Source organism: Acinetobacter sp. UNC436CL71CviS28 (assembly GCF_000620525.1).
GTDB lineage: Bacteria > Pseudomonadota > Gammaproteobacteria > Pseudomonadales > Moraxellaceae > Acinetobacter > Acinetobacter radioresistens.
In genome coordinates this window covers 43,000-60,988 of record NZ_JIBB01000020.1, presented here as the reverse complement: position 1 = coordinate 60,988, position 17,989 = coordinate 43,000, and the positions used below count along the sequence as shown (strand labels likewise).

The 17,989-nt window shown below is 44.4% G+C and carries 18 protein-coding genes and 1 pseudogene; 9 read left to right on the top strand and 10 right to left on the bottom strand.

The window, feature by feature from the left end; all coding sequences use genetic code 11:
• Positions 1-268 (top strand): IS1 family transposase (locus tag N518_RS16760; protein ID WP_252509869.1); only part of this gene is annotated, 268 nt, incomplete at its 5' end.
• 28 nt (positions 269-296) lie between these two features.
• Here N518_RS16760 and N518_RS16185 read toward each other — a convergent pair.
• The 7 genes and pseudogenes from N518_RS16185 to ubiG form a co-directional block, all read right to left on the bottom strand.
• Positions 297-977 (bottom strand): annotated as a pseudogene (locus N518_RS16185) (aliphatic sulfonate ABC transporter substrate-binding protein); the annotation flags it as partial.
• 309 nt (positions 978-1,286) lie between these two features.
• Positions 1,287-2,633 (bottom strand): amino-acid N-acetyltransferase, encoded by a 1,347-nt coding sequence (gene argA / locus N518_RS0109160; protein ID WP_005023795.1) that lies wholly within the window; start codon positions 2,631-2,633, stop codon positions 1,287-1,289.
• A 126-nt stretch (positions 2,634-2,759) separates the two neighbouring features.
• Positions 2,760-3,116 carry an RcnB family protein gene (locus N518_RS0109155; RefSeq protein WP_005023794.1) on the bottom strand — a complete coding sequence of 119 codons (357 nt, stop codon included), beginning with the start codon at positions 3,114-3,116 and terminating at the stop codon, positions 2,760-2,762.
• Positions 3,117-3,340: 224 nt separating this feature from the next.
• Positions 3,341-3,718, bottom strand: coding sequence for an RcnB family protein (locus N518_RS0109150; protein ID WP_005023793.1), 378 nt, complete (start codon positions 3,716-3,718; stop codon positions 3,341-3,343).
• 339 nt (positions 3,719-4,057) lie between these two features.
• Positions 4,058-4,804 carry a YciK family oxidoreductase gene (locus N518_RS0109145; protein WP_005017438.1) on the bottom strand — a complete coding sequence of 249 codons (747 nt, stop codon included), beginning with the start codon at positions 4,802-4,804 and terminating at the stop codon, positions 4,058-4,060.
• A gap of 29 nt (positions 4,805-4,833) precedes the next feature.
• Positions 4,834-5,529 carry an HAD family hydrolase gene (locus tag N518_RS0109140; protein WP_005017436.1) on the bottom strand — a complete coding sequence of 232 codons (696 nt, stop codon included), beginning with the start codon at positions 5,527-5,529 and terminating at the stop codon, positions 4,834-4,836.
• Positions 5,526-6,245 carry a bifunctional 2-polyprenyl-6-hydroxyphenol methylase/3-demethylubiquinol 3-O-methyltransferase UbiG gene (gene ubiG, locus N518_RS0109135; RefSeq protein ID WP_005023784.1) on the bottom strand — a complete coding sequence of 240 codons (720 nt, stop codon included), beginning with the start codon at positions 6,243-6,245 and terminating at the stop codon, positions 5,526-5,528. Before ubiG ends, N518_RS0109140 begins: the two co-directional genes overlap by 4 nt.
• Positions 6,246-6,427: 182 nt before the next feature.
• On the opposite strand from ubiG, the gene N518_RS0109130 reads away from it, so the two are divergent.
• The gene (locus tag N518_RS0109130) at positions 6,428-7,045 is read left to right on the top strand and encodes a thiol:disulfide interchange protein DsbA/DsbL (RefSeq protein ID WP_005023783.1); all 618 of its coding nucleotides are present in this window, start codon (positions 6,428-6,430) and stop codon (positions 7,043-7,045) included.
• Positions 7,046-7,124: 79 nt separating this feature from the next.
• Here the strand turns inward: N518_RS0109130 and N518_RS0109125 are convergent, their stop codons facing one another.
• Both N518_RS0109125 and N518_RS0109120 read right to left on the bottom strand, forming a co-directional pair.
• The gene (locus N518_RS0109125) at positions 7,125-7,760 is read right to left on the bottom strand and encodes a TetR/AcrR family transcriptional regulator (RefSeq protein ID WP_005017430.1); all 636 of its coding nucleotides are present in this window, start codon (positions 7,758-7,760) and stop codon (positions 7,125-7,127) included.
• A 136-nt stretch (positions 7,761-7,896) separates the two neighbouring features.
• Positions 7,897-8,532, bottom strand: coding sequence for a TetR family transcriptional regulator (locus tag N518_RS0109120; RefSeq protein ID WP_026444179.1), 636 nt, complete (start codon positions 8,530-8,532; stop codon positions 7,897-7,899).
• A 173-nt stretch (positions 8,533-8,705) separates the two neighbouring features.
• Here N518_RS0109120 and N518_RS0109115 point away from each other — a divergent pair, with 173 nt between their 5' ends.
• From N518_RS0109115 to N518_RS17220, 5 genes are all read left to right on the top strand, one after another.
• Positions 8,706-9,725: a flavin reductase family protein gene (locus N518_RS0109115; RefSeq protein ID WP_005023781.1), complete on the top strand. Its 1,020-nt coding sequence runs from the start codon at positions 8,706-8,708 to the stop codon at positions 9,723-9,725.
• A 32-nt stretch (positions 9,726-9,757) separates the two neighbouring features.
• A complete protein-coding gene (locus N518_RS0109110) occupies positions 9,758-10,930 on the top strand; it encodes a fatty acid desaturase family protein (RefSeq protein WP_026444178.1) in 1,173 nt (390 codons plus the stop codon).
• A gap of 69 nt (positions 10,931-10,999) precedes the next feature.
• Entirely contained in the window at positions 11,000-11,716 is a 717-nt protein-coding gene (gene rph, locus N518_RS0109105) for a ribonuclease PH (RefSeq protein ID WP_005017425.1), read from the top strand.
• Positions 11,717-12,000: 284 nt separating this feature from the next.
• Complete coding sequence (locus tag N518_RS0109100) at positions 12,001-14,163, top strand: phosphocholine-specific phospholipase C (RefSeq protein ID WP_026444177.1); 2,163 nt, start codon at positions 12,001-12,003, stop codon at positions 14,161-14,163.
• 356 nt (positions 14,164-14,519) lie between these two features.
• Positions 14,520-14,663 (top strand): hypothetical protein, encoded by a 144-nt coding sequence (locus N518_RS17220; RefSeq protein ID WP_016801140.1) that lies wholly within the window; start codon positions 14,520-14,522, stop codon positions 14,661-14,663.
• An 8-nt stretch (positions 14,664-14,671) separates the two neighbouring features.
• Here N518_RS17220 and nadC read toward each other — a convergent pair whose 3' ends face one another.
• Entirely contained in the window at positions 14,672-15,517 is an 846-nt protein-coding gene (gene nadC / locus N518_RS0109090; protein WP_026444176.1) for a carboxylating nicotinate-nucleotide diphosphorylase, read from the bottom strand.
• Positions 15,518-15,662: 145 nt separating this feature from the next.
• Here nadC and ampD point away from each other — a divergent pair, with 145 nt between their 5' ends.
• Both ampD and murJ read left to right on the top strand, forming a co-directional pair.
• A complete protein-coding gene (gene ampD, locus N518_RS0109085; RefSeq protein ID WP_026444175.1) occupies positions 15,663-16,241 on the top strand; it encodes a 1,6-anhydro-N-acetylmuramyl-L-alanine amidase AmpD in 579 nt (192 codons plus the stop codon).
• 69 nt (positions 16,242-16,310) lie between these two features.
• The gene (murJ, locus tag N518_RS0109080) at positions 16,311-17,852 is read left to right on the top strand and encodes a murein biosynthesis integral membrane protein MurJ (RefSeq protein WP_026444174.1); all 1,542 of its coding nucleotides are present in this window, start codon (positions 16,311-16,313) and stop codon (positions 17,850-17,852) included.
• Positions 17,853-17,989: the final 137 nt, after the last annotated feature.

The following is a 17,989-nucleotide window of genomic DNA, read 5'->3' as shown; positions in this document are numbered from 1 at the left end:
AAAACGACTTAAATTAAAATTGAAGCAGTTAGGTGTAAGCTATACATGTATATCAAGTGACCATTGGGATAGCTTTGTTACGACCTTTAAAGAATGCAAACAGTTGATTGGTAAATTTTTCACTGTGGGTATAGAAGGCAATAATTGTCGATTACGGCATCGAATCAGGCGAGGCTTTAGGAGAAGCTGCAACTTCTCCAAAAAGCTTGAAAATCATTTCAAAGCCTTTGATTTAGTGTTCTTTTATATCAATAATGGATTCGTTTAATGCCAGCATACTTTTTGAAACACTACCCAAATTTACGGTCGGCCAGATAGAATTGCAGGTTATTGACCAACCCCTGACCATCCTTTAAAACCCGGGCACCAAGTTGCTGTTCTGCTGCGGCCAGGAAGGGGTCCCAGATTACCCAAGCATCGACAGAACCACGTTCAAATGCAGCACGAGCATCTGCCGGTGGCAGATAGATCACCTGAATATCTTCAAGCTTTAAACCATTCACCTCTAAAATATTGAGCAGTAAATAATGAACATTAGAACCTTTATTCAGTGCAATCCGTTTGCCTTTTAAATCAGCAACAGACTGTATGGGAGAATTCTTCTGGACTACCAATGCTTCCCCATGAGGCGCGCCCGGCTGATTTGCTACATAGACAATATTTGAATTGGCTGCCTGAGCAAAAATAGGGGGAGCTTCACCTGCTTCTCCAAAAGCGACACTTCCGACATTTAAACCTTCAAGGAGCTGTGGACCTGCAGGAAATTCAACCCAACGAATCTTTATACCTTGTGATTTGAGAGCATTTTCCAGACTACCTTGGGCCTTTAGAATCGGTAAAATACCATATTTTTGAAAACCGATATTCAAGACCTGAGTCTGAGGGTCAGATTTGGAACAGCCACCTAGAAACAGGGCAGTTGCCAGACTGCTCAATAAGATGGCAGAACGGGCCCAAGAAATTTGCTGGCTGTTCATAGAAAAAGTGCTCCTGGCAGTGAAATTTAACAATCACATACAGCCTAAGATGCCCGGTAATGCTAAAAAAATAAGCTTTTATCGTTTAGTCATGAAAAAAAAAGCTAAAATATAAAACTGCTTAACTTATGAGTATTTATGATTTAAAAATTAATATTATTTTTAATTAAATATCTGAATATTATTATTAATTTTTTATTGAGCTAAAGAAGAACCAGAAATAATAATTAAAAACCTTAAAAATCCTAATTTTTATTTCTGGTTCAAAGATATATTTATTAAAAATAAAGCTAAATATTAAGGCCGGTTCTATAACTGTTTTTTAAATACCAGTGAATTTCGCTGATAGTTATAAAGTGCCTGCCGGGTATTGGGTAAATCATCAACAGAGGCTGGCATGAAACCATGTTCTAGGAACCAGTGTGCTGTGCGGGTGGTCAGTACAAACAACTGCTTGATTCCATTCTCTTGTGCCTTTTTTTCAAGAAAATTTAAAATCTGACTGCCTCGATTCGATTTGCGGTATGCCGGATGTACCGCTACACAGGCAATTTCTGCCGAAGGTATTTCATTCTTCAAAGTTGGAATCGGGTAAAGTGCCGCACAGGCGAGAATGGTACCGTCACGCTCAATGACAGCAAACTGGTTGATTTCAGTTTCCAGCCGTTCACGTGAACGGTAAACCAGTATCCCTTCTTGTTCGAGGGGGCGTAACAGTTTGATCAGTCCACCTACATCCTGAATTCTGGCAATGCGGACTTCTTCATAATGTGCATCGGTGATCATGGTGCCAATCCCATCACGGGTAAATAGCTCTTCAATTAGCGCACCGTCATACGTATAAGAAATCAGATGAACACGATTGACGCCTTCTAGGGAAGCATCGCGTGCCGCACGTAAATATAAAGCCTGGGTTGGATCTGCCTGTTCATGCTGTTCTATATAAGGGTCCAGCTGCTGAGATGTTAATTCACGTAATAATTGCTGTTTGGAATTTAATAGACCTTGCTGTTGGCCCAGAAAAATCAGTTTATCGGCTTTTAGGGCAACGGCTGTCTTGGTTGCGACTTCTTCTGCCAGCAGATTGAAGACTTCGCCTGTAGTGGAGTACCCAGTCGGTCCGAGCAGTACAATACTGTTATGCTCAAGATGTTGATAAATACTGGTACTGTCTATGGAGCGGACCTCACCGGTTAACTGAAAATCGATACCATCATGAATACCATAAGGTTTAGCAGTGACAAAATTACCAGAGACTACATGGATAGCTGCGCCGTACATAGGTGAGTTCGCTAACCCGGTAGAAAGCAAGGCTTCAATTTGCAGACGGATTGAGCCTACAGCACTCATGACACAGCCAAGAGACTCACGTGTAGTAATCCGGCGGTTCTTATGAAATGGTGCACTCAGCTGAAACTGTTCCAGATTCTGGTTAATCTGCGGACGGGCACCGTGAACCAGAACCAGACGAATTCCCAAGGAATTGAGCAGGGCAATATCGTGAATAATATGCTGGAAATTATCATGGCAGACCGCCTCACCTCCAAACATGATGACAAAGGTCTTATTACGATGCGCATTAATATAGGGAGCAGAATGCCGGAACCAGCGTACATTGAGTTGTTCAGTAGTATTCGCGGTTTCCAGAGAATTCATAATATGCCTGATCCAGTTGCTTATTCAGTCTGCTGATTCTAATCAAAAAACAGCAGGCAGGTATATAAAAAGCAAAAAAACACCCGGGTCAGTGCCCGGGTGAATATGTATCGATATAGGACTGAATTAGCCCAGAATCCGTATGATACGGTTGTTACGTTCATTGACCAGCACATAGTCACCATTAATTTTATACCACTGCTGATAACGGGCAGGCTTATTCAGGTGACGGCTATCACGGTAGTCAACCTTGTAACGGTTGTTATCATACTGACGAGGCAGCACCTGACCACTGCGCCATTCACGACTTGGATTTACTCGTGAAGATGAGCGGCGATCATCCCAGCGGCGGTCATCATAACGACGGTCATCATGGCTCCAGTGTGGGGTATTAGGGCGATCATAATGCTGTGGTGCGGCCATAGCACTGGTAGTAATCAGCGCGCTCAAAGATAAAGCGATACCTGTAAGTAATGTTTTCATGTTTTTATCCTGCGTTGCAAGCTCATCAATTTATAACGCTACTTTAGGCAACAATTAGATATAAAGCATGAAAGCCGTTTTATTGAATTGTGAAATTAATGAAGGAATTGAGAAGGAAATTACGGATTAACTCGACAGAAAAAGCCAGTTAGCCCTATATAAAAAGGCCTAAATTGTATTTAGGCCTTTTTATTCTGGATGAACGGAATAATGAAGAATATGTATCAGTCCATAATCCTGATAATACTGTGTTTATCTGAATCGACTAACAGATAATCATTATTGACCTTATACCATTGCTGATTACGCGAAGGTTTCGGTAGGTCATGATTTTCATATTCAACCTTATAGCCGTTGCCTCGGTAATGTTGCGGCATAATATAACCGGTTTGCCATTTGTGCTGTTTCAGACGACTGACTCCACGTTCTTCACGCATACGACGCTGTTCACGGACAGAATCTTCGTCCTGCTGGAACATCTTGCCATGTGGCCCGCCACGTCGGTCCGAATGGTCCTGATTTTTATGAGGAGGTGCTGCAAAAGCTACACTTGCCATGAAGGTAGAGAAAGATAATGCCAGCACAGCCATAATCTTTTTCATGTTTAATCCTCAAATTCATACTTAAAATTTCTTTACCCATCTACTGTACGAAAAAAAAACAGAGAAACTGTGAAGATAATTCAACTAATTATTTAAAATTGCAGAGACAATGCGTACTTAATATAAAACAAATTAAGTATTCTCCATACTATTATTTTATATGTATCGGTAAATTTCTGCTTTAAATATTTAAGCTTATTTCTGCTTTTACTCATTCTTGGCATAGAGCAAGATATGATCTCGTCTATGCCTGTAACCTCTTTTGCAATAGCAGTAGTTTAACTTGGTATAGCCTGTTTTTATTTAAGCCCAACAGTGATTCAAAAATAAAATCCGAGACTAATCCTGAGCATCGATACTCTGCCCATTCATATGACGGCTGTCTTCACCCATCAGGTATAAATAAGCCGGCATAATTGTTTCTGGTGTCGCTAGCACTTTTGGATCTTCATCTGGAAAAGCCTTAGCCCGCATGGCTGTTCGGGTGGCGCCCGGATTAATGCAGTTAAAGCGTATATTCGGATGCTGGTTTTCTACAGCAAACAGTTTGCTTACCGCTTCAATAGCAATTTTAGAAACAGAATATGCACCCCAACGCTCACGAACTTCCCGGCCTACACCTGAACTGGCAAAAACTACCGAAGCGTGTTCAGATTTTTGCAGTAGAGGCAATAGGGCCTGCGTTAGTACAAAGGGTGCTCGCAGATTTACCGCCATCACGTCATCCCAGACTTCAGCTGGATAATGGGCCAGTTCGATACGCTCACCCAAGATACCGGCATTATGCAAAATTCCATCTAGACGTCCGAACTGTTTATCCAGAATATTGACCAGATGTTCATAATCCTGTGCAGAAGCACTGGACAGTTGTAAAGGCAAAATGGCAGGTTGAGGTGCCCCCAATGCTTCAATTTCATCATAGATGACTTCAAGCTTGTTCAGGGTACGTCCATGCAAAACAACTGTAGCACCATGCAGGGCATAACTTAAGGCAGCAGCGCGGCCAATACCGTCACCTGCACCCGTGATCAGAATAACCTGATTTTTCAGTAAGTCTGGACGAGGTTGATATTGTGAGTATTTCATAGGCAAACCTCCTCATTATTATGATATGTCTAAAGTACTACGGGTTTTTCTGATTCCAGTTTCAGCAGTTGGCATACCTTCTGCCGCAGTTCGGAAATATCATTCACTATACAATCTGCCTGCCAGGCCGTTAAGTCATCTTTGTGGCTTAACGGTAAATAGCCGTAAGCAGCCAAGATGGTATACATTCCTGCATTACGACCGGCTTCAATATCACGCGGATGATCCCCGACATAAATGATTTGCTCTGCCGGAAGATTGATTTGTCTGGCAGCTAAATACATCGGTTCCGGATCAGGTTTGGTTCTGGTGACATCCTCAGGGCAGACCAGTACTGCACAGCGTTCTGTTAAGTTGAGGGCAGCAAGTAAAGCCTCGCTTAAGCCACGGGGCTTATTAGTCACAATTCCCCAAGGAATACCTCGAGCTTCCAGTTCATCAAGTAAAGGGTACATGCCTTCGAACAGGTCTGTCTCAACTGCAATATCTGCTCCATATAGGTCCAGAAAACGCTGACGGTGTGCCAGAAATACCGGATCATCGACCTCAAGATGCGGATAGACCAGTTTGACCATGGCTCGCGCACCTTCAGACACCTGGGTGCGGATCAGGTCTGCTGCTACAACCTCACAGTTTTCGGCACGGCACATATCCTGAATAATACGGATAAAGTCAGCTGCGGTATCAATCAAGGTACCATCAAGGTCAAACAGGACAGCTTTCATTCTGTGACTTCCTTAACAGTATGTACCATATAGTTGACATCTACATTCGGTGCCAGCCAGTAATGTTTGGTCAGCGGGTTGTAATGTAAACCGGTCATCTGTTTAAGCTCTAGCCCGGCAGCCCGGATGTCATGGGCCAGCTCGGATGGGCGTATAAACTTGTGATAATCATGAGTACCTTTAGGCAGCATCCGGAGTAGGTATTCGGCACCAATAATAGCGAACAGATAAGATTTCGGATTACGGTTAATGGTAGAAAAAAACACATGGCCGCCCGGTTTTACCAGAGTCTGACAGGCTTTAATAATAGAAGCCGGATCTGGTACATGTTCCAGCATTTCCATACAGGTCACAATATCATACTGGCCCGCTTGTTCTTCAGCCAGCTGTTCTACCGGAATTTGGCGGTACTCAATATTCTGCACATTTTCCTGCTGGGCATGCAGGCGGCCAACTGCTAAAGGCGCTTCACCCATATCTACACCCAGCACTTCAGCCGCACCGCGACGCGCCATACTTTCGGTCAAAATGCCACCACCACAACCTACGTCCAGTACCTTTTTACTAGCCAGGCCACCACTGAGCTCATCTACCCAGTTCAAACGCAAGGGATTGATCTGATGTAAGGGACGGAACTCAGAATGCTGATCCCACCATTTGGCTGCAAGTGCTTCGAATTTAGCAATTTCTTGTGGATCAACATTCAGTTGCGACATGACAGTCACCTCATTATCCAGTTAATGATCAGGAATAAAATATTCAGACTTAGTGTAGCGTTAATTCCAGAAAAAGCGATAAAAGCTGTAAAAAAGTTCACAGAAGGAAAACGATTCTGGCATATTTAATTTATAGTGAGCTCATAAACTCGGCATAACAATTCAGAGGAATCTCAGCGTCAATGAAAAAGTTTATTTTAGGTAGTTTGTGTACTGCTGTAATGGCATTTTCAGGTAGTGCCATGGCAGCCAATTTCGTAGCAGGCAAGGATTATACCGTAGTGGCCAATCCTGTTAAGGTTGAAGTACCGGGCAAGATCGAAGTCCGTGAGTTTTTCTGGTATGGCTGTCCGCACTGTTTTAAGCTTGAACCGCATATGCAGGCCTGGCTTAAAAAGATACCTAAAGACGTACGCTTTGTACGTACTCCGGCTGCCATGAATAAAGTCTGGGAACAGGGTGCACGTGGCTATTATGTGTCTGAGGCACTCGGTGTACGCCAAAAAACCCATCTGCCATTATTCCATGCAATTCATGTCAACAACCAGCAGATTTTTGACCAGGCTGCTCAGGCAAAATTCTTTACCAAGTACGGTATACCAGAGAGTAAATTCAACAGCATGTTCAACTCTTTCTCGATTACCGGAAAAGTGGCGCAATCTAACCGTCTGGCGCAGCAATACCAGTTAACTGGTGTACCCGCTGTAGTTGTAAATGGTAAATATATTATTCAGGGTGAAGACGCTAAAGTTACCCAGGTGCTTGATTTCTTGATTAATAAAGAGCGTAAAGCCAAATAGTCTATAGTTATTTAATTATTTAAGCCGTTTTCTGTCAGGGCAGGAAACGGCTTTTTTATAGATAGTATTTAAACTGAACTTAAAGTAATTCGCTGTCCAGCTCGAAAGCATCCAGATTAATCGGTTGGCTTGGTAAAGAAAGTGCCTGATTGATATAAAGCTGAATCAGTTTTTTACGTGAACCGATAGAACGCTGATAGTAGCTAGAATTAAGTAACAGGGCTGCACCATAAGTCAGGGACCAGATATAAGACAGATAGTCACGGATCGACATATCATAATTTAATGATTTTAAATATTGTTCGGTGACTTCACGAATGGCCAGAATCCGTTCCTGCCGTACCTGATACAACTCTTCAAAGAGTGTATTCAGACCCGATGCTGTCATAGTCAGATGCTCTTCAAGCTGGTGCAGTAAAATAGTACGGCCAGGTGCAAGCAGGTGATGCAGCATATAGGCAGGTGCATATTCCCTAAAGTTACGATAAGGTGCACGGGAAATTTCCAGCAGTTGTCTTTCGTTCTGGATTACCAGTTCCAGTAATAGCTCATTTTTACTTTTAAAGTGCTTGTACAATGTACCTTTGGCAATATCCAGCTCTGCAACCAGTTCATCCAGTGTAATTTCCTGATTATTTTCCAGTAGTAGCTTCTCTGCTGCCTGAAGAATGCGTTCTTTACGTAATAAAAATTGTTTATGGCGCTCTGGATTCATGCCTATTTTCCGTTCCTTGCCGATGGCTATACTGTAGCAGTACTTACCTTACTGTAAAATTAAACTATTTGTTGAGATAACAGAAAGCCAAAAGCCGGGTGATAGCAATTTTTGTGTTAAAAATTGGTGCTTGGCACTATGTCCAGTTAGATACGCCACGGAACATAAATCGTAATTCGGTCGCAGCCTGCTGCATAAACTGTTCCTGCTGTTCCTTCAAGGCCAGTCCACTATTCTGGCGTGACAGACTGATCCAGGTCATGGCCCAGGTAAAAGAGAGATTGGTAAGAATAGTAGAAAGTACCTTAAGGTCATTTTCATCCTGAATATGTTTGAGGCTTTCAATCCGGCGCAGGTCATTGACCAGATCATCAATTAGAAATTCAATTTCACGGCCAATCGCCTGGCGAACGACCTTGGAACCGCCCCAACGTTCAGAAATCATAAAAATCCAGGGTTCAGGATTCTGGTCAACTGCCTGAAAAAAGAGTTGTAAGGTATTCTGTGATTTACTGCCGAGCTGTGACAGATAAGCCAGACCCAGCTGATGTAACACTGTTTTTAAATGCAGCGCGACCTGATCAAGCAGTTCCTGACCTAAATGGTCCATATCCTGAAAATGCCGATAGAAGGCAGTTGGCACTAAACCAACCTCACGTGCAACTTCACGCAGGCTGATACTGCTAAATGAACGACCAGAAGTACTCAGGCGCAATGCCGCATCCAGTAAGGCCTGACGACTCTGCTGCTTTCGTTCATCACGTATCGACATCATGCTAACCCAAAATTACTTTGTGCAAGAGTCTAGCAAAAAATAGCTACTTTTAAACGACGAATATCAGTGTACAGGTGTTGACTGAATAATGGAAAAGCGTATAGTGAACAATTGTACACTTAAAGAACGTTTGTTCACTCACTAAATAGCTAGCATAAAGAGGAACACCGATGACCGCACAAATGCAATACAAGCCACAATGGATACGTGAAGATTTTGTAGACTTTCTTCTGGAAAAGGTTGACCCGATGTTGGCCTTAAAACGGATCAAGGCACAAGTCATTAGTGTCTATCCTCTGGCCGCCGACATGTACCGGATCAAACTGAGACCCAGCCACCGGTTTAATACACAACAGTATCGTGCCGGGCAGTCGGTTCTGGTCACAGTTGTAGTAGAAGGTGTACGTTTACAGCGGAGTTATTCGATTATTGCTATAGATGCCGGTACGCTGATATTAGGAGTTAAGGTGCAGGGACGGGTTTCCCGGGCCATGTCACAGCTGAAAAAAGGCGAGGTAATTGAAATATCGCAGCCACAGGGGGAGTTCTGTCTGCATGCTGGTCAGGAGCCTGCTTTACTGATTGCTTCCGGAAGCGGAATTACAGCTATTTATGCTCTGTTACAGCAAGCCATGACACAAAAGGTGAGACAGATCGATCTGCTGTATTTTAGCCGTGATACTGTCCTGCATAATGAAATCCAGCAATTAGCAGAGGCCTATCCGCAGCTCAACTATCATTTTATCAATACTACCCAGCAGAAACAGCATCTGGACCTGGCTTTACTCAAGGCTATTGTGCCACATTTTGCCCATACTCACAGCTATGCCTGTGGTACGCCAGGCATGATGCAGGCGGTACAGTATATTTATCATGGGGCACAGGCAGAGGGCTGGTTACATCAGGAGTATTTCCAGCCAGTCATGGATGAGACCCTAGAAGCCCAGCCAGTCAGGTTCATACGTTCACAGCAGGTATTTGAGGCCAAAGGTAATCTGCTGGACAGTGCAGAACAGGCCGGTTTAAGACCTGCGCACGGTTGCCGTATGGGAATCTGTAATACCTGCACCTGTACCAAGGTCAGTGGCTCAACCAGAAATCTGCTGACCGGTGAAATTGACCATGGTAACAACGTTCAGATCAAGCTTTGTATCAGTCAGGCAGTCAGTCCGCTTGAGATTAATCTCTAGAGTCAAAAAATTAAAAATATTGGAGAGCACCCATGAACATGTCCATACAGTATCCACTAAATTCTAAATCCCGCCATTTAACACCTGAAGAAATCCAGCAGTTTGGTGAAAAAGTAGACGCAATCCGCCGTGAAGTTATGGATAGTCTTGGCGAAAAGGATGCAGCGTATATCTATAAAATCCGCAACTTCGTCCGTTATAGTGAAATTGCTTCACGTGGCATGCTGATGTTTGCCGGCTGGATCCCACCAGTCTGGCTGGCTGGAACCACCTTGCTGGGTATTTCTAAAATTGTTGAAAATATGGAACTGGGTCATAACGTGATGCATGGCCAGTTTGACTGGCTGAATGACCCGAGCCTGAATGGGGCAAATTATGACTGGGACACTATCTCGACGGGAGATGACTGGAAATATACCCATAATTATGTGCACCATACCTATACCAATATTGTCGGTAAGGATCATGATGTCGGTTATGGATTGCTTCGGGTCAGTGAATCACAGAAATGGGAGCCGCGCTTTCTATTTAATATTCCACTGGCAATCCAGCTTATGGTGTTTTTTGAGTGGTATGTGGGTGTACAGAACCTGCATCTGGAAGATGTACTGGTCTATAAAACCAAAACATGGAAACAGGTCTGGCAAGATGCAGCAAAACTGCGCCTGAAAGTCCGCCGTCAAGTACTTAAAGACTATATCTTCTTTCCATTAATCGCCGGACCGAACGCCTTACCAGTTTTTGCCGGAAATGCGGTGGCCAATATAATTCGGAGCCTGTGGGCCTCCGCGGTAATTTTTAACGGCCATTTTACTGAAGATGCCGAAACCTTCGAGCCAGACAATACTGAAAGTGAAAGCCGAACAGAGTGGTATTTACGCCAGATTCGTGGTTCAAGTAATTTCAGTGGCACGGAAGGGCTGCATATTCTGAGCGGTAACCTGAGTCACCAGATTGAACACCACCTGTTTCCGGATATGCCGGCTAACCGCTATGCCGAAGTGGCGCCGAAAATTAAGGCTCTGTGTGCAGAATATGGCATTCACTATAATGAAGCGAGTTTTATGCAGCAGTTTGCGAGCGTATGGGTCCGGCTGGCGAAATGCTCTTTACCGGAAGGTAGTCTGCAAAAGGTCAAGGCAGGCCGCTGGAAGGAAGCATTTACCTTACTGAAGAACCGCTTTTCGAATGAGCACAATTTGTAGCTGCACGGGAAAGAGATGCATCTGCTATAATAGCGCGCAATCAATTTTGAGCCAGCTATAGGATGGATTATGCGTATTGACCAGCGTGCCCTAAACCAATTACGTGATGTCAAAATCACCCGCAACTACACACGTTATGCCGAAGGCTCAGTATTGGTTGAGTTTGGTCATACCAAAGTATTGTGTACAGCCAGTATCGATAATTCTGTACCTCGCTTTTTAAAAGGTCAGGGTCAGGGCTGGGTAACTGCTGAATACGGCATGTTACCGCGCTCTACCCATACTCGCAGTGACCGTGAAGCGGCACGCGGCAAGCAGAGTGGCCGTACCCAGGAAATCCAGCGCCTGATTGGCCGTAGCCTGCGTGCAATGGTCGATCTGAAAAAACTGGGTGAAAATACTATTACTATCGACTGTGACGTGATCCAGGCTGATGGCGGTACGCGTACAGCAGCCATTACTGGAGCAGCTGTTGCACTGGTAGATGCCATGAATGTGTTGCTCGAGCGCAAAAAAATCAAACATGATCCCTTAAAAGGGCTAGTTGCGGCTATTTCTGTCGGCATGTATCAGGATGAGGTGTTACTGGACCTGTGTTATGAAGAAGATTCAAACTGCCAGACTGACCTGAATGTGGTAATGACTCAGGCAGGTGAATTTATTGAGATTCAGGGGACTGCAGAAGATAAGCCATTTACCCGTGCCCAATGCAATGCCATGCTGGAGCTGGCAGAACAGGGAATTAGCGAGCTGATCAAGAAACAGCAGGAAGCGCTGGGCTGGTAAGCTGCATGTTCTATTCAAAACGCATCTTCGGATGCGTTTTTTATTTCATGGAAACGACATCAAAATATAACGTAAACGTCATTGGTTTTCAGTATTTCTAGTCCTTACTTCTTTATTGGGTAATGGACAATGCATAAATTATTTTTAGTTTTAATCATAACCGGCAGCCTGCTGCTCAGTGCCTGTAATGAAGATGAGGCCGACTCCGGCACATTAGTGCCTTCACCCTCTGGATGCAAAATGCACTGTGCCCCTTAATCTCTGGACAAACAGCAGGACTTAAAATGGACCGTCGTGAATTCTTATTAACCACTAGTAAAACCTTGTTTGGCACCGCCGCTCTGGCCAGTTTTCCGCTCAGTATTCAAAAAGCACTGGCAATCGATGCCAAAGTAGAGACAGGTACGCTGCAGGACGTCAAACATGTAGTTATCCTGACGCAGGAAAACCGCTCCTTTGACAATTATTTTAGTACTTTAAAAGGAGTCCGTGGTTTCGGGGACCGTTTTACCATTCCCTTGAAAGAGGGCCGTTCAGTCTGGGAGCAGTATGATGCCCAGCAGAACAAAGTTCTGCCTTATCATCTGGACAGTACGAAAGGTAATGCCCAGCGGGTCAGTGGTACACCACATTCCTGGTCAGATGGACAAGCAGCCTGGTACCATGGCCGTATGGGAGACTGGATCAAGTACAAGCAGCCACAATCCATGGGATATTATAAAAAACAGGAACTGGAATATCAGTTTGCCTTGGCAGATGCTTTTACCATCTGTGATGCCTATCACTGTGCCATGCATGCAGGAACCAATCCGAACCGCAAATTTATCTGGACTGGTACCAATGGCCCAACTGGAGCAGGCGTAGCCAGCGTATTAAATGAATTTGATGGACTGGGGCCTTCAAGTGAAGGCTATGAATGGAGTACATATCCTGAACGTCTACAGCAGGCGGGAGTCAGCTGGAAGGTCTACCAGAACATGCCAGATAACTTTACAGATAATCCGTTAGCCGGTTTTAAACAGTATCGCCGTGCCAATGAGCAGTCTGGTCAGCCCGTTAGTCACAGTGACTTGAAAAGTCCAGCATACGATGCCAGAATTGATGCCAATCAGCCGCTTTATAAAGGTATTGCCAATACCATGCCAGATGGCGGGTTTCTCGGCAGTTTTAAAGAAGATATCCAGCAGGGTCAGTTACCACAGGTGAGCTGGATAGTAGCGCCCGCAACTTATAGTGAACATCCCGGGCCTTCCAGCCCGGTACAAGGTGCATGGTATATCCAAGAAGTTTTAAATGCTCTCACAGAAAATCCGCACATCTGGAGCCAGACCGTATTATTGGTCAATTTTGATGAAAATGATGGCTTCTTTGACCATATACCATCGCCAAGTGCACCCTCAAAAGATCAGACTGGCCAGTTACACGGCAAAACAACCTTAACCGAGCAGCAGCTTTCTTATGAATATTTCAATCACCCTGCGGTGGCAGGTTCCAAATCACAACCCAAGCCGGATGGCCGGGTATATGGTCCAGGCGTACGTGTGCCATTGTATATCCTTTCACCTTGGAGCCGTGGTGGCTGGGTAAACTCACAGGTTTTTGACCATACCTCTATTTTACGTTTTATGGAACAGCGCTTTGGAATACAGGAACCCAATATCAGCCCTTACCGCCGCGCAGTCTGTGGTGACTTGACCTCCGCCTTTAATTTTAAAACTCCTAATCTGGACATTCTACCTGAGCTGCCTGGGCAGAAATCCAGACAGGAAGCAGATGCAATCCGTCTAACGCAGGCTTTATTGCCACAGCTGGCTGTACCGAAAAACCAGAACATGCCACTACAGCAGACTGGTATACGCCTGTCACGTGCCTTACCCTATATTTTGCACTGTAGCGCCAAGGTCGAACTGGCCCGACAGCAGGTTCAGCTAATTTTTTCCAATACCGGCGAGCAGGCAGCAGTTTTTCATGTTTATAACAAGCTTGATCTGGAAGCTATTCCGCGACGTTATATGGTAGAAGCAGGGAAACAGCTAGACGATATCTGGTCTGTACATGACGGCAGATATGACTTGTGGGTACTGGGACCAAATGGTTTTCACCGGAGTTTTCAGGGGAATCTTCACAGCAAACTTTATAGTGAAAGTCTGCCTGAAATTCGAATATGTGTAGAAGAGTGTGAACCAAAAATATATCTAAAACTCAGAAGTGACGGTCAGAAAACAGCAAAGCTGGTGATTCAGGCCAATGCCTATTTAAACAAGTCCTGGCACATAGAAACCCGCACGGCGGAAACCGAGCTGTTACTGGATATGAGTGAATGGTACGGCTGGTATGATTTTACAGTCAGTCTAGAAAATGAGCCCGAATTCAAACGCCGCTTTGCCGGACGGATTGAAACAGGAAAAGATTCTTACTCTGATCCATTTATGGGTTATTCGGTTTAATCTTAACTGGCTGGCTATAATGTTTATTTAAACCGGTTATAGCCAGTACTTTTCCTGCCTTGAGCACACTCTTCCTTTTTGGCTCTAACCAGAGGAGTTCAAAAGAACAGATGATATAAAAGAGAATCTAAAGAGTCTAAAATAAAAAGTATAATCTATTGAAATTTATAATTTTAACCCCACATATGATATAAATTAGCCTTCTTGAATCAAGGCGATGCAGCAATTTATTCAACCCTACAAAATATAACCAATAAAATACATAGAAAGGCTTAAACCTGCGTCGCAGTCTATCTGAATAAGTTAATGTATTTTATACCTTTTCATTATGACCTAACCTATAAGGAACTATACTTTTGCTGAAACTGTTTATTATTTTAATTTCTTTTATTACATTCGCATTAATGGCCTGTGATCCACGCTCCCAAGAAAAAAATACGGCTGAATCAGCCTGGCAGACAGCCGAAACTACCGACCAGAGTGAGGAAACTGTTAATTAATTTCTGTATTAGCCATTAAAACGCATTGATAAATCAACAGCTTTTATATCTTTGGTCAGGGCACCCATCGAAATATAATCTACGCCTGTCGAGGCAACTTCTCGCAGATTTTCCAGGGTGATATTACCTGAAGCTTCCAGTTTGCAGCGTCCCGCTACATGTTGAACCGCATCCTGCATTTGCTGAGTGCTAAAATTATCCAGCATGACAATATCTGCACCAGCGTTTAAGGCCTGATTAAGTTCATCCCAGGTTTCAACTTCAACTTCAACCGGTTTACCAGGTGCAATGTCATGGGCTTTAGCAATAGCTTGGGCAATACCGCCAGCTGCCATAATATGATTTTCCTTAATCAGGAAAGCATCAAACAGACCCAAACGGTGATTTTGTCCACCACCCACTGCAACTGCATATTTCTGGGCAATACGTAGCCCAGGCAGAGTCTTGCGGGTATCAAGAAGCTTGGTATTCAGCCCGTTAAGTCGCTGAACATAGTCGGCTACTTTGGTTGCGACAGCTGATAAAGTCTGAATAAAGTTTAGGGCAGGGCGTTCCACAGTGAGCAGACTGCGTGCAGAGCCAGCCAGTTTTAGAAAAGCCTCATTCGCCTGTACCCGGTCACCATCATTTTTTAGCCAGATTACCTCTACCTGAGGATCATAAGTCTGAATCAGGCTATTCACCCAAGGCTGTCCTGCCAGTATCATATCTTCCCGACTGATAATGGTTGCAGTTGCCTGTTCATCTTCAGGCGTCAATAAAGCCGTGATGTCACCCGTACCGATATCTTCTTGCAGGGCCTGCTGGACATTGATCTGAATCGACTGTTCAAGCAAAGAGGCAGGAATGCTCATATAATTTCCGTATCGTGATGTACCCATAAAAATTGTGCGATATATTAGCATTGTCCCACTGGAAAGAGACAGTTTTTCATCCTGTTTTTCAGCGTCCAGATCACTGGTTCAGGCACACCTACAGATTTTCTAAACGGATAAATTTATGCATACAGCTCCCACATTTCAGGTAATTGACGGAAAATTAATAGGGGCCAGACAGATCAGCTCTCCCAATTTTAACCAGCGTCCTGAGCCATGTGAAATCCAGCTGATTGTCGTGCATAACATTAGCCTGCCACCGTCACAATTTGGAGGGGGCTATATTGAACAGTTTTTTCAGAACCAGCTTGACTGGAATGCGCATCCTTATTTCCAGACCATTCGCGGTATACAGGTTTCAACCCATCTTTTGATCCTGCGTAGCGGTGAAGTCCTGCAGTTCGTCAATTTCAATGATCGTGCTTGGCACGCGGGTCGCTCCAGCTATCTGGGCAGGGTAGAGTGTAATGATTATTCTATCGGGGTTGAACTTGAGGGCAGTGATGATACTGAGTTTTGCGAGATTCAATATCAGGTGCTGGCTGAAGTGACGATTGTCTTGCAACAGGCTTACCCTAAAATTGGCCAGCATATTGCCGGCCACAGCGATATTGCGCCGGAACGAAAAACCGATCCAGGGCCCCATTTTGACTGGGCACATTTCAGGGAATTATTAAAGCAGAAAAAGCAGTCATCTTATTGATGATTTTACAACGCAATTTTACTGCACTTTCATTACAATAACGTCTTTCTTTTTGGCTTGGGTGGATACATGGCGCTGTGGCGATCGACCTTTATTGTAAGTGCAATGACCATGCTGTCACGGGTACTGGGACTGGTACGTGATGTGGTCCTGCTTAATGTATTTGGTGCTGGCAAGGATTTCGATACCTTTGTGGTGGCCTTTCGTATCCCTAACTTTTTCAGGCGTCTGTTTGCTGAAGGTGCATTCTCGCAGGCCTTTATTCCGGTTTTAACTGAATACAAAACCAGTCGTACTCATGCTGAAGTCCAGATCCTGATTAGCCGGGTTTTTGGCTGCCTGCTGACGGTCATGACGCTATTAACCTTTATCGCGATGGTAGCAGCACCGGCTATTCTGTATATCTATGCACCAGGGTTTCATGATGATCCGGCCAAGTTTGATTTGGCAGTCGACATGTTCCGCCTGACTATTCCTTACCTGATGTTTATGTCATTGACGGCTTTTGCCAGTAGTATTTTGAACAGCTATGGTTCTTTTAGTACACCAGCTTTTTCACCCGTACTTCTTAATGTGGCGATGATTGCTGGGGCTTGGTGGCTGACACCGTATATGGCTGAGCCAATCATGGCATTGGGCTGGGCTGTGGTTGTCGCTGGTATTTTACAACTGGCGATTCAGATACCGGAACTGTGGCGTAAAAAACTGCTGATTCCACCTAAAGTGGATTTCAAGCATGAAGGGGTAGAACGTATTCTTAAACTGATGCTGCCAGCACTGTTCGGGGTGTCAGTTACCCAGATTAACCTGTTACTGAACACCATCTGGGCCTCCTTTATGCAGGATGGTTCGGTCTCATGGCTGTATAGTGCCGAACGGATGACTGAGTTGCCGTTGGGTCTAATTGGTGTTGCGATTGGTACGGTGATCCTGCCTTCACTTTCAGCCCGTCATGCTGAGCAGGATCAGATCAAATTCCGTGGCATGCTGGACTGGGCAGTCCGCGTAATCATGCTGGTTGGTATTCCAGCCAGTATTGCACTGTTTATGCTCTCTACACCGATCATTCAGGCGTTATTTGAGCGTGGTGAGTTTACTTGGGAAGATACCCGAATGACAGCACTGGCACTGCAATGTATGAGTGCGGGAGTAATTGCCTTTATGCTGATTAAAGTCTTTGCACCTGGCTTCTATGCCCAGCAGGATACCAAGACTCCAGTCCGTGTTGGCCTGATTGCAGTTGCAACCAATGCTATATTGAATATAGTCTTTATTGGATTTTTTAAACTGATCAACTGGCATGCAGAGCATATGGCGCTGGCATTGGCCTCTTCAGGTTCTGCACTCGCCAATGCCGGTCTGCTTTACTATTACCTGCATAAACGTAATATTTTCCGCTTCGGTAGCCACTGGAAAAAACTATTTATACAATTTGTGGTCGCCAATACTATAATGGCAACTGCCTTATGGTTTGGCTTACAGTGGTATAACGGCGAGCTTTCACAGTGGTTACGTGTGGCTGAAGTGGCAGGACTGTGTATAGTCGGAGTTCTAGCTTATGCTGTTGGTTTGCTGATCAGCGGTTTTCATCCTCGCCAGCTCAAGCATTAAGCCAGTTTTACTACGATATAAATAAAAAACCGCCTCTATATAGGCGGTTTTTTTATCAGGATAGCCGTAAAACCTCACCCTTCAGGGCGGTAATATAAGGCTGCAATCCGCTAGTCCCCCTTGTAGGGGTTAGCTAG